Source organism: Methylobacterium gregans, from assembly GCF_022179245.1.
Classification (GTDB): Bacteria; Pseudomonadota; Alphaproteobacteria; order Rhizobiales; family Beijerinckiaceae; genus Methylobacterium; species Methylobacterium gregans.
Genome location: NZ_BPQM01000041.1, coordinates 39,174 through 63,658, shown reverse-complemented (window position 1 = coordinate 63,658; position 24,485 = coordinate 39,174). Strand labels below are relative to the sequence as shown.

21 protein-coding genes are annotated in these 24,485 nt (G+C 70.2%); 13 read left to right on the top strand and 8 right to left on the bottom strand.

Translation table 11 applies throughout. The features are described from left to right. Window positions 1–164 precede the first annotated feature (164 nt). Window positions 165–1,547: an aminotransferase gene (locus tag MFF54_RS09760; RefSeq protein WP_238302413.1), complete on the bottom strand. Its 1,383-nt coding sequence runs from the start codon at window positions 1,545–1,547 to the stop codon at window positions 165–167. Between the two features lie 120 nt (window positions 1,548–1,667). Between MFF54_RS09760 and MFF54_RS09755 the strand changes: the two genes are divergently transcribed. Further along, window positions 1,668–2,204, top strand: a complete 537-nt coding sequence (locus MFF54_RS09755; RefSeq protein ID WP_238302412.1) for a hypothetical protein — start codon at window positions 1,668–1,670, stop codon at window positions 2,202–2,204. Between the two features lie 119 nt (window positions 2,205–2,323). Here the strand turns inward: MFF54_RS09755 and MFF54_RS09750 are convergent, their stop codons facing one another. Continuing rightward, the gene (locus tag MFF54_RS09750; protein WP_238302411.1) at window positions 2,324–4,438 is read right to left on the bottom strand and encodes an HAD-IIIC family phosphatase; all 2,115 of its coding nucleotides are present in this window, start codon (window positions 4,436–4,438) and stop codon (window positions 2,324–2,326) included. Window positions 4,439–5,538: 1,100 nt separating this feature from the next. Continuing rightward, complete coding sequence (locus tag MFF54_RS09745; protein WP_238302410.1) at window positions 5,539–6,750, bottom strand: glycosyltransferase family 61 protein; 1,212 nt, start codon at window positions 6,748–6,750, stop codon at window positions 5,539–5,541. Window positions 6,751–6,991: 241 nt separating this feature from the next. Between MFF54_RS09745 and MFF54_RS09740 the strand changes: the two genes are divergently transcribed. The 4 genes from MFF54_RS09740 to greA all read left to right on the top strand — a co-directional run bounded on the left by MFF54_RS09740 (window position 6,992) and on the right by greA (window position 10,375). Further along, window positions 6,992–7,969: a cell wall hydrolase gene (locus MFF54_RS09740; protein ID WP_370880153.1), complete on the top strand. Its 978-nt coding sequence runs from the start codon at window positions 6,992–6,994 to the stop codon at window positions 7,967–7,969. 194 nt (window positions 7,970–8,163) lie between these two features. Then, window positions 8,164–8,754, top strand: coding sequence for a hypothetical protein (locus MFF54_RS09735; RefSeq protein ID WP_238302408.1), 591 nt, complete (start codon window positions 8,164–8,166; stop codon window positions 8,752–8,754). A gap of 127 nt (window positions 8,755–8,881) precedes the next feature. Beyond that, the gene (gene acuI / locus MFF54_RS09730) at window positions 8,882–9,868 is read left to right on the top strand and encodes an acrylyl-CoA reductase (NADPH) (RefSeq protein ID WP_238302407.1); all 987 of its coding nucleotides are present in this window, start codon (window positions 8,882–8,884) and stop codon (window positions 9,866–9,868) included. 45 nt (window positions 9,869–9,913) lie between these two features. Then, entirely contained in the window at window positions 9,914–10,375 is a 462-nt protein-coding gene (greA, locus tag MFF54_RS09725; RefSeq protein ID WP_238302406.1) for a transcription elongation factor GreA, read from the top strand. A gap of 346 nt (window positions 10,376–10,721) precedes the next feature. On the opposite strand, the gene MFF54_RS09720 is transcribed toward greA, so the two are convergent. Both MFF54_RS09720 and MFF54_RS09715 read right to left on the bottom strand, forming a co-directional pair. After that, window positions 10,722–12,425, bottom strand: coding sequence for a methyl-accepting chemotaxis protein (locus MFF54_RS09720; RefSeq protein WP_238302405.1), 1,704 nt, complete (start codon window positions 12,423–12,425; stop codon window positions 10,722–10,724). 229 nt (window positions 12,426–12,654) lie between these two features. After that, a complete protein-coding gene (locus MFF54_RS09715) occupies window positions 12,655–13,569 on the bottom strand; it encodes a LysR family transcriptional regulator (protein ID WP_238302404.1) in 915 nt (304 codons plus the stop codon). Between the two features lie 107 nt (window positions 13,570–13,676). On the opposite strand from MFF54_RS09715, the gene wrbA reads away from it, so the two are divergent. Further along, window positions 13,677–14,273, top strand: coding sequence for an NAD(P)H:quinone oxidoreductase (gene wrbA / locus MFF54_RS09710; protein ID WP_238302403.1), 597 nt, complete (start codon window positions 13,677–13,679; stop codon window positions 14,271–14,273). Window positions 14,274–14,398: 125 nt separating this feature from the next. On the opposite strand, the gene MFF54_RS09705 is transcribed toward wrbA, so the two are convergent. Further along, entirely contained in the window at window positions 14,399–15,397 is a 999-nt protein-coding gene (locus MFF54_RS09705; protein ID WP_238302402.1) for an L-threonylcarbamoyladenylate synthase, read from the bottom strand. A gap of 145 nt (window positions 15,398–15,542) precedes the next feature. Between MFF54_RS09705 and MFF54_RS09700 the strand changes: the two genes are divergently transcribed. From MFF54_RS09700 to MFF54_RS09675, 6 genes are all read left to right on the top strand, one after another. After that, window positions 15,543–17,285, top strand: coding sequence for an acyl-CoA dehydrogenase family protein (locus MFF54_RS09700; RefSeq protein ID WP_238302401.1), 1,743 nt, complete (start codon window positions 15,543–15,545; stop codon window positions 17,283–17,285). Between the two features lie 10 nt (window positions 17,286–17,295). Then, window positions 17,296–18,060 carry an enoyl-CoA hydratase-related protein gene (locus MFF54_RS09695; protein ID WP_238302400.1) on the top strand — a complete coding sequence of 255 codons (765 nt, stop codon included), beginning with the start codon at window positions 17,296–17,298 and terminating at the stop codon, window positions 18,058–18,060. 44 nt (window positions 18,061–18,104) lie between these two features. Continuing rightward, window positions 18,105–18,920, top strand: coding sequence for an SDR family NAD(P)-dependent oxidoreductase (locus MFF54_RS09690; RefSeq protein ID WP_238302458.1), 816 nt, complete (start codon window positions 18,105–18,107; stop codon window positions 18,918–18,920). Window positions 18,921–19,061: 141 nt separating this feature from the next. After that, a complete protein-coding gene (locus MFF54_RS09685; RefSeq protein ID WP_238302399.1) occupies window positions 19,062–19,922 on the top strand; it encodes an SDR family oxidoreductase in 861 nt (286 codons plus the stop codon). A 24-nt stretch (window positions 19,923–19,946) separates the two neighbouring features. Further along, window positions 19,947–20,951, top strand: coding sequence for a magnesium transporter CorA family protein (locus MFF54_RS09680; RefSeq protein WP_238302398.1), 1,005 nt, complete (start codon window positions 19,947–19,949; stop codon window positions 20,949–20,951). A 4-nt stretch (window positions 20,952–20,955) separates the two neighbouring features. Continuing rightward, window positions 20,956–21,720 carry an SOS response-associated peptidase gene (locus MFF54_RS09675; protein ID WP_238302397.1) on the top strand — a complete coding sequence of 255 codons (765 nt, stop codon included), beginning with the start codon at window positions 20,956–20,958 and terminating at the stop codon, window positions 21,718–21,720. 27 nt (window positions 21,721–21,747) lie between these two features. Here the strand turns inward: MFF54_RS09675 and MFF54_RS09670 are convergent, their stop codons facing one another. Further along, window positions 21,748–21,954: a translation initiation factor IF-2 gene (locus MFF54_RS09670; RefSeq protein WP_238302396.1), complete on the bottom strand. Its 207-nt coding sequence runs from the start codon at window positions 21,952–21,954 to the stop codon at window positions 21,748–21,750. A 106-nt stretch (window positions 21,955–22,060) separates the two neighbouring features. Between MFF54_RS09670 and MFF54_RS09665 the strand changes: the two genes are divergently transcribed. Next, window positions 22,061–23,398, top strand: a complete 1,338-nt coding sequence (locus tag MFF54_RS09665) for an aminotransferase-like domain-containing protein (protein ID WP_238302395.1) — start codon at window positions 22,061–22,063, stop codon at window positions 23,396–23,398. Window positions 23,399–23,529: 131 nt separating this feature from the next. Here MFF54_RS09665 and MFF54_RS09660 read toward each other — a convergent pair whose 3' ends face one another. Beyond that, window positions 23,530–24,345: a YfdX family protein gene (locus MFF54_RS09660; RefSeq protein ID WP_238302394.1), complete on the bottom strand. Its 816-nt coding sequence runs from the start codon at window positions 24,343–24,345 to the stop codon at window positions 23,530–23,532. Window positions 24,346–24,485: the final 140 nt, after the last annotated feature.

Below are 24,485 nucleotides of genomic sequence, written 5' to 3'. Positions count from 1 at the left end.
GCTTCCTCGGGGCGCCCGCCGGGTTGGGCGGACGAACCGATACAAGGCCAATCGAGCTGAACGCTTGCTTAAGGCTCGCCCGGTGCGACGTGATACTGACTTTCGGCACTACCTCCGGCGACGCGGGCGTTGCACGAAGGACTCAGGCAGGCCCCGAGGCACGCTCAGGCCGCGCCGAGGCCCTCGGCCCGGATCCAGTCCCGGGTGCGGTCGAGGGCCCGGGTCAGGCGGTCGAACAGGACGTCGATCTCGTCCGGGGTGATGATCAGCGGCGGGCAGACCGCGATCCGGTCGCCCGTGAGGAAGCGCACGATCAGCCCCTCGTCCTGCGCGAAGGCGACGCAGCGGGCGGCTACGCCCGCCTTCGGGTCGTACTGCGCCCTGCTGCGCTTGTGGGCGACGATCTCCAGCCCGCCGATCAGCCCGATGCCTCGGGCCTCGCCGACGATGTCGTGCTCCGCGAGGCCCGCGAGTCGGGCCTGGAAGTGCGGCGCCTTCTCAGCCGCGCCCTCCACGATCCGGTCGCGCCGGTATATCTCGATCGCCTTCAGCGCCACCGCGCAGGCGACCGGATGGCCCGAATAGGTCGTGCCGTGCCCGAAGGTGCCGAGCTTCGCGCTCTGGTCCACCATCGCCGCGTAGAGCGGCTCGTCCACGGTGATCCCGCCCAGCGGCACGTAGCCCGAGGTCACGGCCTTGGCGAAGGAGAGCGTCTGGGGCGCCATCCCGAGCGCCTCCGAGCCGAACCACGTGCCGAGCCGCCCGAAGCCGCAGATCACCTCGTCGGCGATGAAGCGCACGTCGTAGCGGGCGAGCACAGCCTGGATCGCCGGGAAGTAGCCCCGCGGCGGCACGATGGCGCCGCCCGCGCCCATCACGGGCTCGGCGATGAAGGCCGCGACTGTTTCGGGATCCTCGCGCAGGATCAGCTCTTCCAACTCGGCGGCCAGGCGCGTGGAGAAGGCTTCCTCGCTCTCGCCGGGTTCCGCGAAGCGGTAATGGTGCGGGCAGGCCGTGTGGAGGAAACCCGGCAGGGGCAGGTCCCAATCGGCGTGGTTGGCCTGAAGCCCGGTGAGCGAGGCGGTCGCGACCGTGACGCCGTGATAGCCGCGCTGCCGGCCGATGATCTTCTTTTTCCGCGGGCGGCCGAGGGCGTTGTTGTAGTACCACGCCAGCTTGACCTGGGTGTCGTTCGCCTCCGAGCCCGAGGAGGTGAAGAACACCTTCGAGGTCGGGATCGGCATCAACTCCTTCAGCACCTCGGCCAGCTCGATCGCCGGATCGTGGCTGCGGCCGGAGAACAGGTGCGTGAAGGGCAGGCGGCTCATCTGGGCGCTGGCCGCGTCGACGAGTTCCGCGTTCGAGTAGCCGAGGGCCGTGCACCAGAGCCCGGCCATACCCTCGATGTAGGGGCGGCCCTCCGTGTCGTAGACGTAGACGCCCGCGCCGCGCTCCAGCACCAGCGGCCCCTTCGCGCGGTGCGCGTCGAGGTTGGTGTAGGGGTGGATCAAGGTCTCGACGTCGCGGGTCGCGAGGTTCGACAGCATGGCGGTCCGTCTCGGGCGTTTTGTCGGGTGGCGTGGCGCCGCCACACTACCGGCCCGATGCGAAGGCAGTAACCCCATGAGAGACCGGGCGGATCGCGGCCCGGCGCATGGATCGCGAGAATGCTCGACCCGGCCCAGATCGTCGCCGCCCCGGCGCCCGGCCGCGCCTGCGGCGCCTGCACCCTCTGCTGCAAGGTCTACGACGTGCCGGCGGTCGAAAGCCTCGCCGGGCAATGGTGCCGGCACACGCGGGCGGGCCAGGGCTGCAGGATCCACGCGACCCGGCCGGACCATTGCCGCAACTTCCACTGCCTCTGGATGACGGAGAGCTGGCTCGGGCCCGAGTGGAAACCGGATCGCGCCAAGATGGTGCTCGGCCTCGATCCCGTCACCCGCAACATGAACGTGCAGGTCGATCCGGGGCAGGCCAACGCGTGGCGGCGCGAGCCCTATTACGGCCAGCTCAAGCGCTGGGCCGCGGCTTCGATCCCGAAGGGGCGGACCGTGCTGGTCCACGTGAACAAGAGCACCACCGTGGTGCTGCCCGACCGCGACGTGGCGCTCGGCGTGCTCGGCCCCGAGGATCGCATCGTCTCGCGGCCCCGGATGACGCCGCAGGGCCCGACCCTCGACATCGAGACCGTGCGGGCGGCCTAGAGCCGTTTCCCGTCCGCCGTGCAACGGGACGGTCGCCCACACGCCTTGCTCTGACATCCGCTCGGGTGCCGAATTCGCATCCTCTTCGGACGAGGGCACCCAGATTAAGGAGCTCGGACTCAAGCTCGGCCGGATCGATCCGGTCTTTGCCTCGGATCCGTGCGGATCGTGATGAACTCCGGCTCCGGAGGCGCTTCTCCCACTCCGAGGCGCCACAGGCCGCCATCATCGCGGAAGCCGCAGCGCGACCAGAGATCTCGGCATAGCAGGTTGAGCTTCGTCTCAACGAGTGCGGCCGAGATTTCCCTCGCTCCGGCCGCGCGCAGGAGTGTCGTGAGCCGGCTCAGAGCCGCGAGTTCCACGTCGAGTCCGTTCACCCGGCAACTCATTACCATCTGCAGTATTTCCGCGCCGTCGACGAGGCTGACGCCCACCAGCCCGTAGTTGGTGAACCTGTCGCGGACATCGAACGCGAATGCGCGCATCCCCGCCTCCAGGCGCGTCCGCATGGCTTCTGCGGTCCAGCGCACGCCCGTTGTGTTGAATTGGTTCGTCTTGTTGAGGAGTTCGAAGGCGCGATCCCAGCGCGGATCGCCTCGGTAGACCTCGTATAGCTCGACTTCCAAAGACAGCGTGGTCAGGAACTCGGCTCGGCTCAGCCGCTTGCGTTGGCCCTCGCGCTCGAATTGCGCCCGCATCATCTCGGTTCGTGAGCCTGACTCCGTCGTGATCACGTCGACCTGTGTCTCGGCTGACCAGAGCAGGATACGGCGGAAGTACCATGGATGCCGGCCAAGAATCCGCATCTCCGGATAGGCCTGCTGCATTGCGGAGCGCTCCACCGGATTGTCGTCCAAGAACACGACGCTGCTCGGCAGAACGTTCACGACGTTCAGGATCTCGGTCATATTCTCCGGTTTCGATCGCCAGTTTATGCGGATGGCGGCGAAATCATTCAACGTTATGCGATTGTCGGTGATCGACGGCCAGATCTCACGGATGTGGCTCTCATCGTTCTTGCTGATGATCGCCAGCATGATGCCGCGCTTCTTCAGGTACATCAGCGCCTCGACGACGCCGGTCGGCCATCCTTCGTACATATGAATACCGACGTCGGCGATGTCGCCGCTCACACCCCGCCAGAGCGTGTCGTCGAGATCGATCACGACGAGCTTGACCGCGTCGACCTTCGTCAAAGTTCGGTGCAAGCTGACCATCTCAGCCCAGAGCGCACTGATGAATTCCCGCTGAGACATGAAATCGAAATGGGCAGAGAGCGGTCCCATCGGTTCGATCCGTTCGTCGATCGGCAGTTCCCACTGGTTGGAGCCGTGACTCGTCAGCAAGTACCCGTCGTCTTGCATGCGCCGACGGCCATAGGATGCTGCAATGCGATCCATGTCTAAGATGTAGGCATTCGAGAAGCGCCGGACACTCCGTTCTAGGTAACGATTGGTCTCCTCAATGAAGAATGCAACGTTGCGTAGATCATAGCGCGGCAGAAGATTTCCGATCGCGCCGTGCTGAGGGGTAAAGAAATTCGCTACGAAGGCCGGGATACCGTAGCGACGGTTCCAGTGCAGCAGGTTCTCGACCGCGCGATCGATCCGTTCGCAGCATTCCTCCAGCGCTTTGCGGTGTCCGGCGAGGTCGTCGTAGCCGAGTTTCCAGAGCGCATCGTCCGGCAGCACGGCTCGGAGCGTGAGCACGACGGCCATGAAATCGTACTCGGACGGCGGATGCGGCATCTCCTTCGGCGGCGGCGCCCAACCTGCCGAATTGTAGAAATCCGGCTCATGCTCGGCGTCGAGATCGGGGCAGTCCAGCCAAGCGGCAGCACTGCAAGTCCCGATGACCATCGTTCGGCGGAGGCGCGTCCGCGTCCGTCTCAGATCGGTTGGTGTGAGATAGCCGAGGCCGATATGAGAGGGGCGGACCTCTGCGAGGCCCCACGGATCTTCAGCGTATACCTGCTCCTGTGCGCCGGTGTCCGGACTCTCCAGGGCCGGCAATGCCTCTGCCTCCCCCGGGGGGGAGGTTTCAGCGGGCGGAGCGGACTCGGCGGGGGAGGCGGGAATTTCGGGGGCGGATGCTTCGACCACCGGTCCCGTAAGGCGACCCTCGGCATGGCCGAAATAGGCGTAATGCTCACGCGCCCCGGATATGTGGCCGGCCGCGATCGCTGCGGCGACATCCGGATAGGTCTCAAGGTACCACGTTTCGGCGAAATCCATCGGCTCGATGCGCCGATCCGAGCTGAGAGCCTCCGTTCCTGAGGCCTCACGCCCGAGCAATAGGTTGCGCAGACACCGTGCGCACTGGCGCAAATGCGTTCTCCAGCTCCCGCCCTCAGAGGGCGGCAATTGTAGTCCAACAGATTTAGCTGCAAATTTTCGGTCTGAAATCACTGATTTCATTATGTATAAGGATTTCAATGCGAACGAGAACCGAGGCGTGCGTATTCCATCGATCTCAAACCTTGGTGCGGGGAGATCGGAGCGGCGATGTCAGCATATCGATTTTCGGTTTCTCTGTCTGGTGTATTTTTGCATCACCAACCTAGACGGACGGACAATCAATAAAATTTCGGACCGTCATTATATACGCTTGATCTATAAATAACTGAAGAAGAAAAAGTTAGTATCCCTAAGAGTTTTTGGTAGATTGTTTTCGTGCATTCACTTTGGCTATGTATCGGATGATTTACTGAAGTCTGCGGTCATAGTTTCAAAGCTCAGCCGAGAGCTTCTGTGAATGCGGCCGGGGTGCGTCGGTGTGGGACGCTGAAGGCAAGGAAGTGTCATGGGTTCATGTCTCGATCCGCACCGCGTTCGCCGGTGAGGCCTTGATCGATACTGCCGGGAGTTAGGCTTTCGCCGGCCGTTCTTTGCGCGCAATCAGTCGGCTTGGGAAAGACGGCGCGATCATCGGTTTCGGCGGGTGTGACACGAAGCGAGAGAAGTAGCCGATCGTATCAAGCGCCACGTTCATTTTCGATCCGCGGGTACGCTCATGGCCATCCGGGTAACGCGAGCGCCACCTCCGCGCGTCGACCGGAGCATTTCGGCGGGACTGCATCCCTGTAGAGCTGGTACACTCACAGGACCACGACAGCTTCCGGATCCGCCGCGGTGCAGATCATCGACGCATCCAGCGGCCTGTTATAAAATTCAATCCGACCTTTCCTGAGCCGTGTCGGCATTGGTGCGGATAGCCGGCCATTGATGGGGTTGCCGATCCAGAACCCTGTCCGATCGCGTTGCTCGGGCGGGGTTCTAGGCTCTTGTTTTCGCGCGCTCTCGCGCCGAACCGGTATCCCCTTCGGCGACGAGCACTAATTCAGCCCGATCCGATCGAGCACGGACGCGAGGTCGTCCGGCGCGATCGTGAAGTCGCGCAGGTGATCCCGCCGCTCGCCGGGTGCCGCCGCCCCGTAGAGCGCGTGGTAGGGCTGGCCCCGGGCCGCCGCGATGTCGCGGTAATAGGGGTCTTGGAAGGTCTCGGGCGCGAGGTGCAGCACCGGCGTGCCGGGCGGGCAAAAAACCGTGTTGACGAGGCCCGCGCCCTTGATGCCGACCACCGCCTCGGCTGCGGCGAACAGCGCGACCTGGTCGGCCACCTCCAGGCGCTCCGTATCGACGACCGCGAAGCCGCGGGCCCGCAGCACGTCGAGAGCCGCGTCCCGGTTCAGAAGCTTGCGCTGGCGCAGCCGGTTGCGGTCGACGAACAGGCGCAGGCGGCCTCGTCCGCGCAGGCGCGCGGCGAGAAGCGGCGCCAGAGCGGCCGGCCGCAAGCGTCCCACCTGCCGCCGCAGCACTGCATCGAGATGGGCCAGCGCCTCCGGCGACTTCGCGAGCGCCGCATGGCGGATCGGCGTCACCCAGTGCAGCTGGGGGAACCGGTAGGCGCTCTGCGGGTCGAGGAAGCGCAAGGTCACGTCGCGGGTTCGTCCGAGCCAGAGCCGGACCGAGCGCTCGCGCATCCGGTTGTTGTGCCAGTCCTGGCGCGGCAGCAGCAGGGTGATGGTCTCGCCCGGGTACCGGGTTCTCAGGACGTCGATGGCGGCCAGTCGCGGCAAGTCCTCGCAGAGCCAGTGGCCATAATTGAATGAGCCCTGGTTGCCGACATAGAGGCAGGGGCCGGGCGCTGGCAGAATGTCCTGTGGCACCGCTTCCGGTTCGAGGGGGCCGGACAGCGCCCGCTCCTCCGGACGGTGGCTCTCGTAGACGACGCGCCGACTCCCCGCCTCGCCGACATAGAGCACGTTACGGAGCAGCGTCGCACGCTCCAGCCGCACCAGCAGGGCGGGGGGGGCGGCGCCGACGCCTTCCCCGGCGAAGCGGGTCTGCATCTCCGGCGGGGCGGGCGCGTCGCGCAGGTGCAGCGTCTCGGGCATCGGCCAATGGTAGCGCCAGGACGGGTAGAGGGTGCGGACGACCTCCGCGCCGTCACCCGCCGCCCGGAGCGCCGCGATTTCCGCGGGCAGGTCGACCGAGCCGTCGGCCGGGTAGAGCGCGCGCGGGGCGCAGGAGACGTAAGCGGTCATGCGGCGGCCTTCTGGCACAGCCCGACCCGCGCCGCATCCCGCCCATTCGCGGACGGTTAGCCCGCGCTTAACCCGCTCGAAACCATGAGGCGGAATAAATCATCGGGCCGGCGGCGCTCGGGTGCGCGCGGCAGCAGTGGCGTAACGGATGGCTCGCGCCGTGATGACGAGACGTGGATTCAACGCGGGCGCACGCCGCCCCACCGGACTGCGCTGGATCGGGGCCGCGGTCGCCCCCTGGATCGCCGGCACCGCCTTTCTGGTCTCCTTCACGGCCGATGCCGGCACCGGCGGACCCGGCATCCTGGGACCGGACCGCGACCTGATCCGCGCCCTTCCGGCCGATCTCGTGACGCTGGGCGCCCTGCGGCACTCCACCCTGCCGCCCTTCGACCGTTCCGGTGCCGCCGCCCGGCGCCCGGCCTCGCTGCTCGATCTCGAACTCACCGCCAATGTCAGCGGCCTGCTGACGCCGGGCTCCGCCACGTGGAACCCCGAGCTCGAACCTGATCAGGGCTTCGTGCCGGTGGCCGATCTCGGCCTGACCACGGGGGCCGGCAGCGCCGCCTCGACGGGGGCGGCGAGCGCCGACATCACGGCCGGCGACGTGCTGCGCCACGACGGCTCGACGCCACCGGTGCCGCGCGCCGTCGCGCTCTCCTCGACCACGCCGGCGCCCGCCGATGCGACGCCCGTCGAGGTCGCCGCCGCGAGCCTGCTGATGCCGGAGGTCCTGCGCTCCGAGCGCGCCGCCCCCGTGACGCCGGAGACCGCCCGCTCCCGCTACGCCGATCTCATCGCCCCCGAGGCGCTCGACAAGGAGCAGCGCTGCCTCGCCGAGGCGGTGTATTTCGAGGCGCGCAGCGAGTCCGAGGCAGGTCAGGCCGCCGTGGCGCAGGTCGTGCTCAACCGGGTGAAGAGCGGGCTCTACCCAGCCAACGTCTGCGGCGTCGTCTACCAGAACCGGCACCGCTACATGGGCTGCCAGTTCTCCTTCGCCTGCGAGGGCAAGTCGCTGCGCATCACGGATTCTTCCTCGTGGCAGACCGCGAGCCGAATCGCCCAATCTGTGATCGAGGGACGGACCTACCTCGCCGAGGTCGGCGCCGCGACGCACTACCACGCCGACTACGTCCGGCCCGGCTGGTCGCGGCGCCTGCGCCGGATGGACGTGATCGGCCGGCACATCTTCTACACCCTCAAGCCCGGGCAGACCTGATGTGCACAGGTTTTGATGGGGTCGATATACTTACGTAAGTGCAAATCCGCAGTCGCGACCGAGGGTTAATTTTACCGTGAGTCGCAATTAAGCTTGCGTAAACGGCAACCGGGACGCCTTCTGGACGTCGAGATGAGCGCTCCTTGAGAGAGCGCCGCATCCGTCCTTCTCCAAGCGTCCGAGGAAGCCCGCCCATGACCGCGCCGGTCACCCGTACATCCCTCACGATCGCCGCGCTCGCCGGCGCCGTCCTGCTCTCAGGCCCGGCCCTGGCCGGAGGCTGCGCCGGCACCGCGTGCTATCGCTACGTCTCGACGCCGCCGGTCTTCGAGACCGTGCAGGAGAACGTGCTGGTGCGCCCGCCGCGCACGGTCTACCGCACCGTCCCGCCGGTCTACGACACCGTCGCCGAGAAGGTGATGGTGGCCCCCGGCGGCCGGGTCTGGACGACCCGCCGCGGCCCCTACGGCGAGCTGGAGGGCTGCTGGGTCACCACCCCGCCGCGCTTCGCCATGCGCCACCGGCAGGTGCTGGTGCGCCCCGCCCAGGCGATCCCGGAGACGATCCCGCCGGAATACGCCTCTGTCAGCCGCCGCGTCCTCGTCGCGCCGGCGCGCGCCGGCTGGGTGCCGTCGGGCGGCGGGTACGGCCCTGGCTTCGGCCCGGGTCCGGTCGGCCCGCTGGTCGGCTCGATCCCGGACGCGCTCGGCATCGCGGGCGCGAGCGCCGCGGATCTCGGCGTCGGGCTCGGCCTCTCGCGCGGCAGCATCTACGACGGCTACTGAGACGCGGCGTCCAGGTCCCGCGTCCAGGTCCCGCGTCCAAGTTCGATCGGTTCGCCGGGGCATGTCCCCGGCGATCTTGATTCGGGCCCACGTCGCCACAGGTCACGGCGTATCGGGGAGGCGCGCGATGGCGACGTTCAAGGCGTGGGTGGTCGAGAAGGGGGCGGGCGGCCAGAGCCTGACCTTCCGCGACTTCGACGAGGCCGACTTCATGGACGGCGACGTCACCGTCCGGGTCACCCATTCCGGGCTGAACTACAAGGACGGGCTGGCGCTGACCGGGCGCTCGCCGGTGGTGCGCCGCTGGCCCATGATCCCCGGCATCGACTTCGCGGGCGTGGTCGAGACCTCCGACGATCCCGCCTACCGGCCGGGCGACACCGTCGTGCTGACGGGCTGGGGCGTCGGCGAGACCCATCTCGGCGCCTACGCGGAGAAGGCCCGCGTGAATGGCGCGTGGCTGGTGCCCCTGCCCGCCGGTCTCAGCGCGGAGCAGGCCATGGCGATCGGCACGGCGGGCTACACCGCGATGCTGTCGCTGATGGCGCTCGAGGCGCACGGCCTCACGCCCGAGCACGGCCCGGCCCTGGTCACGGGCGCCTCGGGCGGCGTCGGCTCGGTCGCGGTCGCGCTGCTGGCCCGCGCGGGCTGGCATGTGATCGCCTCGACGGGGCGCGATGCGGAGGCCGATTACCTGCGCGGGCTCGGGGCCGCCGAGATCATCGACCGGGCCGAATTGTCGGTGCCGGGCAAGCCGCTCGCCAAGGAGCGCTGGGCGGCCGCGGTCGATGCGGTCGGCTCGACCACGCTCGCCAACGTGCTGGCCTCGACCCGGGCGGACGGCGCGGTCGCGGCCTGCGGCCTCGCCCAGGGCATGGACCTGCCGACCTCGGTCGCGCCGTTCATCCTGCGGGGCGTCGCCCTCTTGGGCATCAACAGCGTGACGACGCCGCAGCCGAAGCGCCGCGAGGCCTGGGCCCGGCTAGCGGCCGAGCTCGACCTCGACAAACTCGCCGCCATGACGACGCGGGTCGGCCTTCAGGACGTCGACCGGCTCGGTGAGGAGATCCTCTCGGGCAAGGTGCGGGGCCGCACGGTGGTGACAATCGCCTGAGGCTGCCCGCGGAACCCGTATCGCCCGTGCGGCATTGCCGTTTTCATGAGCATTGCATTCGTCCGCGAGAAGGAGGGCGGGGAGGCCTTCGAGGATCTTCCCGACCGTCCGATCTCCCCGCACACCAACTTCGTGACGCCCGAGGGGCTCGCCCAGATCGAGGGGGAGGTCGCGCGCCTGCAGGCCGAGGTCGGCCGCCTCGCTCCGGATGACAAGGCGGGTCAAGCCCGCCTTGCGCGGGACCTGCGCTACTGGACAGCCCGCCAGGGCTCTGCCCAGCTCGTGGAGCGGGTCGAGGGCGAGACGGTCCATTTCGGCTCGACCGTGACGGTCCTGCGCGAGGACGAGAGCCGCCAGACCTTCCACATCGTCGGCGAGGACGAGGCAGATCCTGCGAAGGGTTCGATCTCCTACGTCGCCCCGCTCGCCCGGGCGATCACTGGCAAGAGCGTCGGCGACGTGGTCGAGGTGAACGGCCAGGAGGTTGAGGTCACCGAGATCCGCTGATCCGGGAGTGACACCGGATCGTGGCGTGCGCGCAACCTATACTTGCATGCGATAGGGCGAGGACGGTGAAGTCCGAGCTTCCGCTAAGGACCACGCAGGGGGGCCTCGCAGGCGCCCCCGGGCAGCGAGCTGCGCGGTTCCCCATCTCCTGCCGTGTTCCGATTGAAGGGTCCGGTCAGACTGTCACCACCCTCATTCCGGGGCGCTGAAGGCGAGACCGGAATCCATGAACACCGTCGTTCCAGAGCTCGAAGCTTCGGTGTGCATGGATTCCGGGCTCCGCTTCGCGGGCGCGCGCGGGACGACGGGGTCGAAACGGTACCGAGGCAATCTTCCGCAAACGGTCTCAGGCCGCGTTGCTGGCCAGCTGGTCGAGGCTCGCGCTGATGCTGCCGAGCTCGCCCGCGGCGGCGTGCATGCTGCCGGAGATCTCCCGCGTTACCGCGCTCTGCTCCTCGATCGCGCTGGCGACGCCGGTGACGTAGCCCTGTACCTCATCGACCGTCAGGCCGATCGCGTGAAGCATCCCGGCGACCTCGTCGGAGATCGTCTGCATCTGCGCGATCTGGTTCGAGATCTCCGCCGTCGCGGCCGTGGTCTGGCTCGCCAGCGCCTTCACCTCGGTGGCGACCACCGCGAAGCCCTTGCCGGCCACGCCGGCGCGGGCCGCCTCGATCGTGGCGTTGAGCGCCAGCAGGTTGGTCTGCTCGGCGACCTTGGTGATCGTCTGGACGACGCCGTCCATCGCGCGCGCGGCGTCCCGCAACTGCCGGGTGAAGGCATCGGAGGCACGCGCCTTGTGGCTGATCCCGTCGACGGCCTCCTTCGAGCGGGACATGTTGGCGCTGATCTCCATCACGGAGGCGCTCAGCTCCTCGGCGGCCGCGGCGACGGCCTGGACGTTGCCGAGGGTGAGGCGCGTCGCGTCGGTGGCGTGGAGCCGGGCCTGGGTCGTGGCGGTGATGTCGGCGGCGAACTTCATCACCCTGTAGGGCCGGCCGGCGGCGTCGAGGATCGGGTTGTAGCTCGCCTGGAGCCAGACCTCCCGCCCGTTCCGGCCGCGGCGCCGGAAGATGCCGCTGCGGAAGCTCCCGCGGCGCAGATCCGCCCAGAACGCCGCGTATTCCGCCCCGGCCGCGTAGGCCGGATCGACGAAGATGCGATGGTGCTGCCCGACGATCTCGTCCGCCCGATAGCCGACCGCGTCGAGGAAGTTGCGGTTCGCCTCCAGGATCGTCCCGTCGAGGTCGAAGGCGATGACGGCCTGCGAGCGGCAGATGGCCTCCGTCTGGCCGCGGACTTCCGCGTCGCGCAGCCGCTGCGCGGTGACGTCGGTGCCGTACTTCACGACCTTGAACGGCCGGCCGGCCTCGTCGAGGATCGGGTTGTAGCTCGCCTGAAGCCAGATCTCGCGGCCGCCCTTGCCGTGGCGCATGAACACGTCGGTCATGTGCTCGCCCCTGTTCAGGCGTTCCCAGAAGGCCTCGTAATCCGCCCCGGTCGTGCCCGGCGGCATGAACATGCGGTGGTGCTGGCCGCGAATCTCCTCGATCCGATAGCCCATCGTGTCGAGAAAGTTGCGGTTCGCGTCGAGAACCCGGCCGTCGAGGCCGAGATGAATCACCGCCTGCGTCTCGTCGATCGCGCCGATCTGGCCTTTCAGGTCGAGGTGCCCACGGAGCCAGTCGGTGGCATCGCTCGCCTGGACCATCACCCGGTCCACCCTGCCGCGGGCATCCGTTACCGGCAGGTAGAGGGCCTGCAACCAGATCGTACGTCCATCCTTGGCGACGCATTGCACGGTCTCGTCACGGCGCTCCCCGCGCGCGAGGGCCGCCCAGAATTCAGCGCTTCCGGTCTCCACGCTCTCGGCGAACTGGCGGTGATGCCGGCCGACGAGCTCGCCGGAAGCGCGGCCCAGCAGGGCGCAGAGGCGACCGTTGACGGCGATGATCGTTCCGTCCGGCGCCAGTTCCGCCGTCAGCAAAGCGCTGTCCAACGCCGCGAGCTTGGCCGCAATCCGGTCTCGTCCGCGAATGGCGCTGAACATCGTTGCTCCTCCCGAATTGCGGCCGACTTGGCAGGTGTCGGGAGCCGAACGCTACCTCCATGGGTAGGTGCCCCGCCCCGGAGGCTGCAACGACAGACTTAGTCGGGAGCGGTTAGGGAATTGCTAATATCGCAGGGCATCAAGCTTTCGTGAAACTGATCCCTTGCCCTATTCGATCGCTCTATCGTGCTGATAAGCTTCGGCTTGCTTCAGCGTGTAGTTGTTGGTGCTAATCTACTGGTGGTTGTAAATCGAATGCCGCCGCAAGGGTGCCCTCGAAGGCGGGTCGCTGCCCGGCGATCGCCTCGGCGGCAAAATCCATGAAGGCCCGCACCCGCGGGGCGTGCCGGAGATCCGGGTGAGTGAGGAGCCAGAGGTCGGCACCGAGTTCCGGTTCAACGGCGCCGAGCCGGCGGAGCGCCGGGTCGGCATCGCCCGCGTAGCAAGGCAGCGGCCCCACCCCGATCCCCGCCGCGACGGCCTCGCGCAGGCCCATCACCGTGTTCAGCTGCAGCACGATCCGGTCGGCGGTGGCGCGGGACCGGACGAAGCGGGCGTAGCGTCCCCCCGCGACGGAATCCGAGAGGCTCACCCAGGGAGGGTCCGACGCGTCGGATTCGTCGGCACGCCCGTACACCGCCCAGGCTATCCCTGAGAGCCGGCGCCCCACGAGGTTCGGCGGTGGATCGTTGCCCGCGCGCAGCGCGACGTCGGCATCGCGGCGCGAGAGGTTCAGGGCTTCCTCGGCCACCACCAGATCGGCCCGCACCTCAGGGTATCGTGCCAGGAAGCGTCCCAGCAGCGGAACCAGCAATGTGGGAACGAAGCTCGCGGCCGCGGTAACGCGCAGCAATCCGGCCGGCGTTGACGCACGGCCCGCGACCGCGCGGCCGAAGCCGGCGACGTCCTCCTCCATGCGCCCGGCCGCAGCGACCATCGCTTCGCCCGCCGGGGTGGGCACGTAACCGGTGCGGTGGCGCTCGAACAGCGTCGTGCCGAGCGCCGCCTCGATCTGGTGCAGGCGCCGGAACGCGGTCGAGTGGTTGATGCCGAGATGGGCCGCGGCCTGCGTGAGGGCGCCGCGATCGGCGATCGCCTTGACCAGGCGGAAATCGTCCCAGACGAGCGGGTCCTTTGCAATCATGCAAGGATCATCTTGCATACGAGGGCATTTCCGCAAGCGCCCGGGCGTATGATATCCGGCTCGCCCAGCCGGAGGCCCGGCTCGACGCGTCATGAGGAGAAACCGCGATGGCGAAGGTTCTGGTGCTCTACTACTCGTCCTGGGGCCATGTGGAGCAGATGGCGCAGGCCGCCGCCGAGGGCGCGCGCGAAGTCGGCGCGGAGGTCACGGTCAAGCGCGTGCCCGAGCTGGTGCCGGATGAGGTCGCGCGGCAGTTCCACTACAAGCTCGACCAGGCGGCCCCGATCGCCAGCCCGGACGAGCTCGATCAGTACGACGCGATCATCTTCGGCACACCGACCCGCTACGGCAACATGGCCGCCCAGATGAAGCAGTTCCTCGACCAGACCGGCGGCCTCTGGGCGAAGGGCGCCCTCGTCGGCAAGGTCGGCTCGGTCTTCACCTCGACCGCCTCTCAGCACGGCGGCCAGGAGACCACGCTGACGAGCTTCCACACCGTGCTGTTCCACCACGGCATGGTGGTGGTCGGGCTGCCCTACAGCTTCCAGGGCCAGAACGGGGTCGAGGCGGTGAAGGGCGGCTCGCCCTACGGCGCCACCACGATCGCGGCCAATGACGGCTCGCGCCAGCCGAGCGCGGTGGAGCTCGACGGCGCCCGCTTCCAGGGGCGCCACGTCGCGACGATCGCGGCCAAGCTCGCTTGAGGCAAGAAAAAAGGCTCGGATCGCTCCGAGCCTCTGAAGGGTAAAGGCCATTGGGGGCTGAACTGGCCTTCGTGATGGAGAAACGGCCCGTCCCGACCCTGGTTCCGCGGCGGCGCGAAAAAATTTCAGCGCGGCGCCGCAGCCCGTTCCAGGCGGTCGCGGATCGCCTCGCCGAGCCCCGTCCCGGGGATCGGCGACACCGCGATACAGGGCGCGCCCGTGGCGTCGAGTTCGCGAAGTGCCCCGAACAGGCGCGCGGCGGCTTCGGCGAGATCGCCGCTTGGGCTGAGGTCGAGCACGGCGCGCGCGCCCGCCAGCCCGTCAGGCCCGGCGCCGCCGAAGAGGAGCGCCGCTTCGCCGGGCTCCAGCGCCGTCGCGTCGAGGCGCACGCGGGCCCGCGGCGCGTAGTGCGAGGCGAGGAGGCCGGGTCCCACCGGCCGGGCCGTGTCCTCGGCCTCCGCCGTCTGGGGCTCCCGCCCCAGCACCCCGGCGAGCGCCGCGCGGGTGATTCCGCCGGGCCGCAGCAGGCGCGGCGCGCCGCCGAGACAGGCCACCACCGTCGATTCCACGCCCACCCGCGTCGCGCCCCCGTCAAGCACCGCCGCGATCCGCCCGTCGAGATCGGCGCGCACGTGGTCCGCCGAGGTCGGGCTGACCCGGCCCGAGCGGTTGGCCGAGGGGCCGGCGAGGGGGCGCCCGAAGGCCGCCAGCAGGTCGCGCGCGAGCGGGTGGCCCGGCACCCGCAGGGCGACGCTCGGCAGGCCGGCGCGGGCGAGGTCGCAGACCGTCGTCCCGTCGGTCGCCGGCACGACCAGCGTCAGCGGCCCGGGCCAGAAGGCCTCGGCCAGCGCCTCCGCGAAGGCGTCGAAGCGCCCCTGGCGCCGCGCCGCCGCGAGATCCGGCAGATGCGCGATCAGCGGGTTGAAGCGCGGCCGCTCCTTGGCGGCGAAGATGCGCGCGACGGCCGCCGGATCGGTCGCGTCGGCGCCCAGGCCGTAGACCGTCTCGGTCGGGAAGGCGACGAGCTGCCCCGCCCGCAGGAGCCGGGCGGCTTCCGCGACGCCGTCCGGGTCCCCGGGCAGGCTCACGGAGTCCTGGGGCGCCGTTGACGCGAGATCGTTCATATATAAACTATCTCCGGTCGTGACGGAGGCCGCGGCTTCGGCTTATGTCGGCGCGAGCGCGTCCGACTAGCCCCAGGGGCTAGCTCCTGAGGCCCGCGCCCGTCAAACGAGCGGACCGGCGCCAAGCCGGCCGGGAGGGACATCCGTGAGCTACCGCGCGCCCGTATCCGAGATGGTGTTCACGCTGGTCCATGTCGCGGGCCTGCCCGAGGCGGAGGTGAGCCGCGCCGACGCCGAGGCGATCCTGAACGAGGCCGGGCGGCTGGCCGCCGACGTGCTCGCGCCCCTGAACCGCGTCGGCGACCGTCATGGCGCGACGCTCAGCGGGGGCGCGGTGACGACGGCGCCGGGCTTCGCGGACGCCTACCGGGCCTTCGTGGACGGGGGCTGGAACGGGCTCGCCGCCGATCCGGACCACGGCGGCCAGGGCCTGCCCCAGCTGCTGGGTGCCGCCGCGACCGAGATCTGGAACGGGGCGAACCTCGCCTTCAGCCTCTGCCCGCTGCTGACCGCGGGCGGCATCGAGGCGCTGGTCGCGCACGGCTCGGACGACCTCAAGGCGCGCTACCTCCAGAAGCTCGTCTCCGGCACTTGGACCGCCACCATGAACCTCACCGAGCCGCAGGCGGGCTCGGACCTCTCGGCCCTGCGCACCCGGGCCGAGCCCGCGGGCGACGGCAGCTACCGGATCACCGGCGCCAAGATCTACATCACGTACGGCGAGCACGACATGGCGGACAACATCGTCCACCTCGTGCTGGCCCGGCTGAAGGACGCGCCCGCCGGCACCCGCGGCATCTCGCTCTTCCTCGTGCCCAAGGTGCTGCCGGATGGCAGCCCGAACGACCTGCGCTGCTCGGGGCTGGAGCACAAGCTCGGGATCCACGCCTCGCCGACCTGCTCGATGGCCTTCGGCGACAACGGCGGCGCCACCGGCTGGCTCATCGGCGAGGAGAACCGGGGGCTGGCCTGCATGTTCACGATGATGAACGCGGCCCGGCTCAATGTCGGCCTCCAGGGCGTGGGCGTCGCGGAGGCCGCCACCCAGCGGGCGCTCGCCTACGCCCACGAGCGCCGCCAGGGGCGGGCACCGGGCGCCGCCGAGGCGAGCCCGATCGTGAGCCACGCCGACGTGCAGCGCACGCTGCTGACCATGAAGGCCTACACGGCGGCCGCGCGCGGCATCTGCTACCTCACCGCGGCGGCCCTCGACGCGGCGCGCGGGCCGGAGGGGCAGGGGGCGAGCGACCGCGCCTCGCTTCTCACGCCCGTCGCCAAGGCCTTCTCGACCGACATCGCCAACGCGGTGACCTCGATGGGCGTCCAGGTCCATGGCGGCATGGGCTTCGTCGAGGAGACGGGCGCCGCCCAGCTGATGCGGGACGCGCGCATCCTGGCGATCTACGAGGGCACCAACGGCATCCAGGCGATCGACCTCACGAGCCGCAAGCTCCCGCTCAACGGCGGCGCCACCGTGCGCGCCCAGATCGCCGCCATGCGGCGGACGGCCGAGGGCCTCCTGAAGAACGCCGACCCGGCCTTCGGCCACGCGGCGGCCCGGCTGCGGGCCGGGATCGAGAGCCTCGACCGGGCGACCAGCCACCAGCTGGCCGCGCTCGCCTCGAACCGGCCGGAGACGGCGCTCGCGGGCGCGACGCCCTACCTGCACCTGTTCGGCCTCGTCCAGGGCGCGGCCTGCCTCGCGACGGCCGCGCTCGCGGCCCGCGCGGCGCTCGCCGCCGGCGAGACCGATCCGGCCCACCGGGCCCGCATCGCGCTCGCCCGCTTCTTCGCCGAGAACCTGCTGCCGGCGGCCTCCGGGCTGGAGATCGAGGTGATCGACGGCGGCGCCTTCGTGGACGAGGCCGCGCTCGTCCTGGCGCAGTGAGGAGCGTGCGATGACCGAGCATGTCCGCGTCGAGGACCTTGAGGGCGGCGTCCGCCTCGTCACCCTGGATCGTCCCGAGAAGAAGAACGCGCTGACCGGCGCGATGTACGACGCGATGCGGGGCGCCCTGGAGGGCGCGGACGCCTCCGAGGCGGTCGGTGCGGTGGTCTTCGCCGGCCAGCCCGGCGCCTTCAGCGCCGGCAACGACATCGCCGACTTCGTCACCCGGGTCGACAGGCCCTTCGGCGAGGCGCCGTCGCTGCGCTTCATCCGACAGCTCGCCCGCACCCGGACACCGATGGTCGCGGCGGTGGACGGCGTGGCGGTCGGCGTCGGCACGACCCTGACGCTGCACTGCGACCTCGTCTACGCGAGCCCGGCGGCGCGCTTCCGCACCCCCTTCGTGGAGCTCGGCCTCGTGCCCGAGGCGGCCTCCAGCTACCTGCTGCCGCGCCGGGTCGGGCGGCTCAAGGCCACCGAGATCCTGCTGCTCTCCGAGATGTTCGGGGCCGAACAGGCCGAGGCGCTGGGCTTGGTCAACGCCGTCATGCCCTCCGACATGCTGGTCGAGCACGCGGTCGCGCAGGCCGCCCGCCTGGCCGCCCTGCCGCGGGGGGCGCTCCAGGCCGCGCGGGCGCTGATCCGGGGCGATCAGGCCGCGGTCGAGGCGGCCGTCGAGTCCGAGGCCGCGGCCTTCGACAGCCGCCTGCGGACCGAGGAGACGCAGGCGATCTTCCGGGCCTTCCTCAACCGCGCCCGGCCCGCTTCCGCGTGAGCGGGCGCGTGAGCCCTCCGGACCTGTCCGGCAAGGTCTGCCTCGTGGCGGGTGCTTCCCGCGGCGTCGGGCGGGGCCTCGCCCGCGGCCTCGGCGAGGCCGGCGCCACCGTGATCGTCACCGCCCGCTCCAGCGAGACCGGGCCCCGCACCGAGATGCGGCCCGAGGCGGTCGAGGACACCGCCCGCGAGGTCGACGCCGCGGGCGGCGAGGGCCATCACTATCTCTGCGACCACCGGAGCGAGCGCGCCGTGGACGAGCTGGTGCGCTGGACGCTCCGCCGCTTCGGCCGGATCGACGTGGCGGTGTCGAGCGTCTGGGGCGGCAACGAGGGCTACGACGGCGACCGCTATCCCGACGGGGCCGCCTGGGGTACGCCGTTCTGGCGCCGCTCGGCGGAGCCCTATCTGGGCTTCCTGCAGAGCGGCCCCTTGGCGGCGCTGCTGCTCGCCCGCGCGGTCGCGCCCGCGATGGTCTCGGCCCGCTCGGGCCTCCTCGCGCTCGTCTCCTTCGACACGGCGGACGGCTATCTCGGCGACGTCTTCTACGACGCGGCCAAGGCGGCGACGAACCGGCTGGCGCTCGCCTGCGCGGCGGAGCTCGCACCCCACGGCGTGACCGCGCTCGGCCTCTCGCCGGGCTTCGTGGCGACCGAGCGCGTGCGCGACCTGGGGCAGGGGGATCTGGCGACGGAGAGCCCGCTCTATGCCGGCCGGGCGCTCGCCGCGCTCGCGGCCGACCCGGAGGTCGCGGCCCATGCGGGCGCGGTGCTGCACGCGGGCGACCTCGCCCGCCGCTACGGCTTCACCGACGCGGACGGCACGCAGCCGGAGCGGTTCCGGGTCGGGGAGGCCGGGTGATCGTGGCGGAGCAGGGAGCGTCGGCCCCTCACGCGACCCCTGCTGACGCAGGGCCCACCCTCCCCCGCAGAGGGGGAGGGGGAATGACGGGCTTCGCCGCTACCGCCCCGCAAACGAACCCACCCGACCCCGGAGGACACGATGAGCGGCACCCTGTCCGGCAAGACCCTGTTCATCACCGGCGCCTCGCGGGGCATCGGCCTCGCGATCGGCCTGCGCGCCGCGCGCGACGGCGCGAACGTGGCGATCGCCGCCAAGACGGCCGAGCCGCACCCGAAGCTCGCGGGCACGATCTACAGCGCCGCCGACGCCGTCGAGCAGGCGGGCGGCCGCGCGCTGCCCCTCGTCGTGGACGTGCGCGACGAGGCGGCGGTGCAGGTCGCCCTCGACCGGACGGCCGAGCATTTCGGCGGCCTCGACATCGTGGTGAACAACGCCAGCGCGATCTCCCTCACGCCGACGCCGCAGACGGAGATGAAGCGCTTTGACCTGATGCACCAGATCAACACCCGCGGGACCTACATGGTCTCGAAATACGCGATCCCCCATCTGGAGAAGGCCGAGAACCCCCACATCCTGATGCTGTCGCCGCCCCTCGACATGGCGGAGCGGTGGTTCGCGCCCCATCTCGCCTACACGATGGCGAAGTTCGGCATGTCGATGTGCGTGCTGGGCCTCGCGGGCGAGCTGCGCCGGAAGGGGATCGCGGTGAACGCGCTCTGGCCGCGCACCACCATCGCGACCGCCGCGATCGAGAACCTGCTCGGCGGCGAGGCCATCATGCGGGCGAGCCGCACGCCCGAGATCATGGCGGACGCCGCCCACGCCCTGTTCCTCAAGGAGGCGCGCGCGGTGACCGGACAGTTCCTGATCGACGACACGTTCCTCGCGGCCGAGGGCGTCACGGACTTTTCAAAATACCGCGTCACACCCGGGATACCCCTTGCGCCGGACTTCTTCGTGCCGGATGCGAGCCCAGCCCCTCCCGGCGCGCTCGCCTGAGCCGCCTGACACCTTGAGCCCCGCGTGATCTTCATTCACCAGCCGGTCACCGGTCCCGGTCAGACGCAGCTTGAGCGCCGCGCCCTCGAACTCCAGGACCCCATCCCCGACGACACCGTGTGGCTCGACCTCGTCCGTCCGAGCCGCGAGGAGGAGCTGAAGGTCGAGGGGTTCTCGGGCATCGAGGTCCCGACCCGCGAGGAGATGAAGGACATCGAGCCCTCCGAGCTCCTCTACGTCGAGGACGGGGCGCGCTACATGACCGGCCGCGTGCTCTCGAAGGTGAGCGATTCCGACGAGCCGGGGCTCGCCGGCATCACCTTCGTGCTGCGCGGCAACCGGCTCGTCACCGTGCGCTACGAGGAGCCGCAGGCCTTCCGGATGTACACGCAGCGCGCGGGCCGGACGACGGGCAACGGGCCGACGCGCGTGGTCTCGGGCGAATCGATCCTCGCCGGGCTGATCGAGGCGGTGATCGACCGGGCGGCGGACGTGCTTCAGCTCCAGGGCGAGCGCATCGACCGCCTGTCGCGGAAGATCTTCGAGGAGCAGGACGACCCCTCCGCCCGCAACACCGCCATGCAGGAGACCCTGAGGGCGCTCGGTCGCCACAACGACCTGATCTCGAAGCAGCGCGAGAGCCTCGTCTCGATGGAGCGCATCCTGCTCTCGCTCTCGGCGACCTACCGCACCAACAAGGCGCCGCGGGAGCTGCGCGAGGACATCCGCTCGACCCTGCGCGACCTGCAATCGCTCGAGGAGCACGCCACCTTCCTGTCGACCAAGATCAACTTCCTGCTCGACGCGACGCTCGGCCTCGTGAACCTCGAGCAGAACAACATCATCAAGCTGTTCTCGGTCATGGCGGTGGTGTTCATGCCGCCGACGCTCATCGCCTCGATCTACGGCATGAACTTCAAGACGATGCCGGAGCTGGAACTGCCCTTCGGCTATCCCATGGCGGTGCTGATGATGATCGTGGCGGCCGTGCTGCCCTACGCCTTCTTCCGCTGGAAGCGCTGGCTGTAGGGCCATGTGCGGACGCTTCTTCATCGCGCAGGCGCCGGAGGTCTTCGCCGCGTTCTACGGCTACCCGGAGCGTCCGAACTTCCCGGCGCGCTACAACGTGGCGCCGACCCAGCCCGTGCCGGTGGTGCTGCACGAGCAGGGCGGGCGGCACTTCCGGCTGGTGCGCTGGGGCTTCTGGCCCGGCTGGCTGAAGGACCCGAAGGATTTTCCGCTGATCATCAACGCCCGGGTCGAGACCGTGCTGGAGAAGGCGACCTTCCGCGGAGCGATCCGGCACCGTCGCTGCGTCTTCCTGGCGGACGGCTTCTACGAGTGGCGCCGCGAGGGGACGGGCCGCGCGGCGACGAAGACGCCCTTCCTGATCCGGCGGGCCGACGGGGCGCCGATGGCGCTGGCCGGCCTGTGGGAGGGCTGGATGGGCGCGGACGGCTCGGAGGTCGACACTGCCGCCATCGTCACCACGGGGGCGAACGGCACGCTGGCGGCGGTCCACGACCGGATGCCGGCGATCCTGGCGCCCGATCAGGTGGAGCGCTGGCTCGACGCCCGCGCCACCGACGCCATGGAGGCCGCCGCGCTCTGCCGCCCCTGCCCGGACGACTGGCTGCGGATGGACCCGGTGAGCCCCCGGGTCAACGACGCGCGCAACGACGATGCCGGGCTGATCGAGCCCGTGGCGCGCCCGCGGGCGGGGACGGCCGATCCGGGCGGGCCACCCGCGGAGAAGCCGCGCTCGTCCGACGAGGACGCGCAGGGCCGCCTGTTCTGAGGGCGCTTCACGGCCATCGGCGGCGTGTCAGCCCCGCCAGAACGGCTTGGCGATCTCGGCCCGCAGGCGGAACGCGTCGAGGCCGGCCTCGCGAACCTGATCCGGGTGCAGGGCGGCGAGCGCCCGCCGGGCGCGGATCCGGCCGAGCCAGAGGCGCAGGAGCGGGGGGCGGGCGGATGTCGCGCGCGCAGGGAAGGCGTCCGCGCGGGTGGGCGATAAGGTCGTGGCGGGCATGGCCGATCCTCCGGTTCGTGGTCAGGGCAGTCCGGCCGGGATTGCGCGGGCAGGATTGATCCGATACGCATCTCGGATCAATCGAAACATTGACCTCGGAGCAATTATGCGGGCGGCCGATTTCCGGGACGTGGCCGACGCAGTGGCCGCAGAGATCGCCGCGGGCGGTTTAAGGCCCGGCGATCGTCTGCCGCCGCAGCGGGACTTCGCCTACGCCCGCGGCATCGCGGTCTCGACGGCGAGCCGGGTCTACGCGGAACTCGCCCGTCGCGGGCTGGTCACGGGCGAGGTCGGGCGCGGCACCTATGTGCGCTCCGACCTGAACGGCCCCGGGCCGATCCAGTCCGAACCGCCGCCCGCCGCGGTCGATCTCCAGCGCACCCACTCGCACCTGCCCGAGCAGGAGGCTCTGCTCTCCGAGACCCTGGCGGCGCTCGCGCGCGGGGGTGGGGCGGAGGCGGCCCTGAACCAGTTCGGACCGGCCGGGACGCCCGCCGCCCGCCGGGTCGCCGCCGCCTTCCTCGGCCGCGACGGCTACGCGCCCGATCCCGCCAGCCTGCTCTTCACCGGCAACGGGCGGCAGGGGCTGGCCGCCGCGCTGGCCGCCTTGGCGCCGCCGGGCGAGCGCATCGGCTGCGAGCCGCTGACCTACCCGGTCGTGAAGGGCATCGCGGCCCGTCTCGGCATCGGGCTGGTGCCGCTGGCGATGGACGCGGAGGGCGTGCGCCCCGAGTCGATCCTGCAGGCGCACCGCGCCACGCCGCTCTCCGGCCTCTACCTGCAGCCGACGCTGCAGAATCCGCTGGGCGCCACCATGGGGCCGGACCGGCGCGCCGCGATCGCCGCGGTGCTGGCCCGGACCGGGCTCACGGCGATCGAGGATACGGTCTACGGCTTCCTCTCGGACGCCGCCCCGATCGCGGCGCTGGCGCCCGCGCGCACGATCCTGGTCGACAGCCTGTCGAAGCGGGTGATGCCGGGCCTGACGATCGGGCTGATCGCGAGCCCGCCCGACCTCGTCGACCGGCTCGCGGCCTCGGTCCGGCAGGGCGGCTGGTCGGCCACGGGCCTGCCGCTGGCCGCCGGCGTGCAGTGGATGGGCGACGGCTCGGCCGCGCGCCTCGTCGCGGCCAAGCGGGCGGACGCGGCGGCGCGCCAGGTGATCGCCCGCGCGAGCCTCGCGGGCCTGGCGGTCGCGGGCGATCCGAGCGCCTACCATCTCTGGCTGGAACTGCCCGAGACCTGGCGGGCGGAGGCCTTCGCGGCGGCGGCGCTGCGCCGCGGCATCGCGCTGATCCCGGCGGCCTCCTTCGCGGTGAACCCGGGCCACGCCCCGAACGCCGTGCGGCTCGCCCTCGCGGTGCCGCCGCGCGACGGCTTGGCGCGCGCGCTCGAGGACCTGCGCCGTCTCGCGCTCGCCGGGGACGACCACGCGGTCGAGTAGGACAGGCGAGCAGGACGGGGCGCGCCCGGATTGCCGGGCGCGCCCCGTCCACGATGCGGGGAGCGTATGGCCCCGCCCGCCCCCTCGGCGACCGGGCCGCCGGAGGGCGGCCCGGTCGCGGACCGGCCCGGTTACTTGGCCGGCGTGCCGCTCTGCGTGGAGCCGGTGGTGTTCGGCGCGGCCTTCGCGTTGGTCGTTGCCGCAGCGGCCTTCGGGGCGCCGACCGCGTCGATCACGTCGAAGCGCATCCGGTTCTCCGTGGTCTTCAGGAGCGCGTTGGCCTCGTAGTACTTGCCCTGGTCGATCAGCGTGGCGGCCTGGTTCACGTCGGCCGCGGTCTTGTCGAGGGGCAGAACCGCCACCGTGAAGTTCACGTCGATGTCGGCGAGCTTGAGCTTCTGGAGGGCGGCCTGCTTGTCGCCCTTCTGGAGACTGGCGTTCGCGTCGGTCACCGCCGCGGCCTTCTGGGGCGTCGCCACGAAGTCCTCGCCCAGCGTCAGCTGCGCGTCGATGGGCAGCCACGCGACCTTCTCGGCGGAGGCCGTCTTGGCGTCGGCCTTGCTGTCCGCCGTGGTGCTCGTCTGGGCCGACGCCTTGCCGGACGCGTTATGGAGCGCGCTCATATCCGCCGTGTTCTTGAGGTCGGCCTCCGCCTTGATGAACACGGCCTCGTCCGACTTCGCCTTGGTCAGCGCGGCCTGGGCCTTGCCGATCAGGTCCTTCGCCTGCGTCGGATCGGCGTCGAAGATCGCGAGGCGGGCGAGGTGCATGTCGCGGAACGCCTGGATGCCGTCCTTGGAGAGCTTGCCGACATCCGCGGCCGCCGTCCGCTGGGCCTGGGTCTCCTGCGTCATCGCCGGCCGCGCGGCCTGATCGGCGGCGAAGGCCGCACCGCTCAGAACAGTGGTGGCAACGAGAGCCGCGGCGAGAGATTTCCGATAGCTCATGATCCTGTCTCCAATCTCTGTCGAAGTCGGGAACTGATGTCCCGAATTCGATGGGGTTGATTTACAGGTGAAGAACGCCGGATGTCTTTTCGTGTTTCGTGTCCGAAAGATTAAAAGAAATTCATCCCGCTGCAGGGCAG

What these genes read in the sequence shown, in the direction of transcription:
- MFF54_RS09705 (WP_238302402.1), bottom strand. Translation starts at nt 15,397, where the DNA reads ATGAACGATCTCGCGTCAACGGCGCCCCAGGACTCCGTGAGCCTGCCC.
- acuI (WP_238302407.1), top strand. Translation starts at nt 8,882, where the DNA reads ATGGCGACGTTCAAGGCGTGGGTGGTCGAGAAGGGGGCGGGCGGCCAG.
- MFF54_RS09750 (WP_238302411.1), bottom strand. Translation starts at nt 4,438, where the DNA reads ATGGATTTCGCCGAAACGTGGTACCTTGAGACCTATCCGGATGTCGCC.
- MFF54_RS09745 (WP_238302410.1), bottom strand. Translation starts at nt 6,750, where the DNA reads ATGACCGCTTACGTCTCCTGCGCCCCGCGCGCGCTCTACCCGGCCGAC.
- greA (WP_238302406.1), top strand. Translation starts at nt 9,914, where the DNA reads ATGAGCATTGCATTCGTCCGCGAGAAGGAGGGCGGGGAGGCCTTCGAG.
- MFF54_RS09660 (WP_238302394.1), bottom strand. Translation starts at nt 24,345, where the DNA reads ATGAGCTATCGGAAATCTCTCGCCGCGGCTCTCGTTGCCACCACTGTT.
- MFF54_RS09695 (WP_238302400.1), top strand. Translation starts at nt 17,296, where the DNA reads ATGACCGAGCATGTCCGCGTCGAGGACCTTGAGGGCGGCGTCCGCCTC.
- MFF54_RS09685 (WP_238302399.1), top strand. Translation starts at nt 19,062, where the DNA reads ATGAGCGGCACCCTGTCCGGCAAGACCCTGTTCATCACCGGCGCCTCG.
- wrbA (WP_238302403.1), top strand. Translation starts at nt 13,677, where the DNA reads ATGGCGAAGGTTCTGGTGCTCTACTACTCGTCCTGGGGCCATGTGGAG.
- MFF54_RS09715 (WP_238302404.1), bottom strand. Translation starts at nt 13,569, where the DNA reads ATGATTGCAAAGGACCCGCTCGTCTGGGACGATTTCCGCCTGGTCAAG.
- MFF54_RS09665 (WP_238302395.1), top strand. Translation starts at nt 22,061, where the DNA reads ATGCGGGCGGCCGATTTCCGGGACGTGGCCGACGCAGTGGCCGCAGAG.
- MFF54_RS09760 (WP_238302413.1), bottom strand. Translation starts at nt 1,547, where the DNA reads ATGCTGTCGAACCTCGCGACCCGCGACGTCGAGACCTTGATCCACCCC.
- MFF54_RS09670 (WP_238302396.1), bottom strand. Translation starts at nt 21,954, where the DNA reads ATGCCCGCCACGACCTTATCGCCCACCCGCGCGGACGCCTTCCCTGCG.
- MFF54_RS09755 (WP_238302412.1), top strand. Translation starts at nt 1,668, where the DNA reads ATGCTCGACCCGGCCCAGATCGTCGCCGCCCCGGCGCCCGGCCGCGCC.
- MFF54_RS09735 (WP_238302408.1), top strand. Translation starts at nt 8,164, where the DNA reads ATGACCGCGCCGGTCACCCGTACATCCCTCACGATCGCCGCGCTCGCC.
- MFF54_RS09720 (WP_238302405.1), bottom strand. Translation starts at nt 12,425, where the DNA reads ATGTTCAGCGCCATTCGCGGACGAGACCGGATTGCGGCCAAGCTCGCG.
- MFF54_RS09675 (WP_238302397.1), top strand. Translation starts at nt 20,956, where the DNA reads ATGTGCGGACGCTTCTTCATCGCGCAGGCGCCGGAGGTCTTCGCCGCG.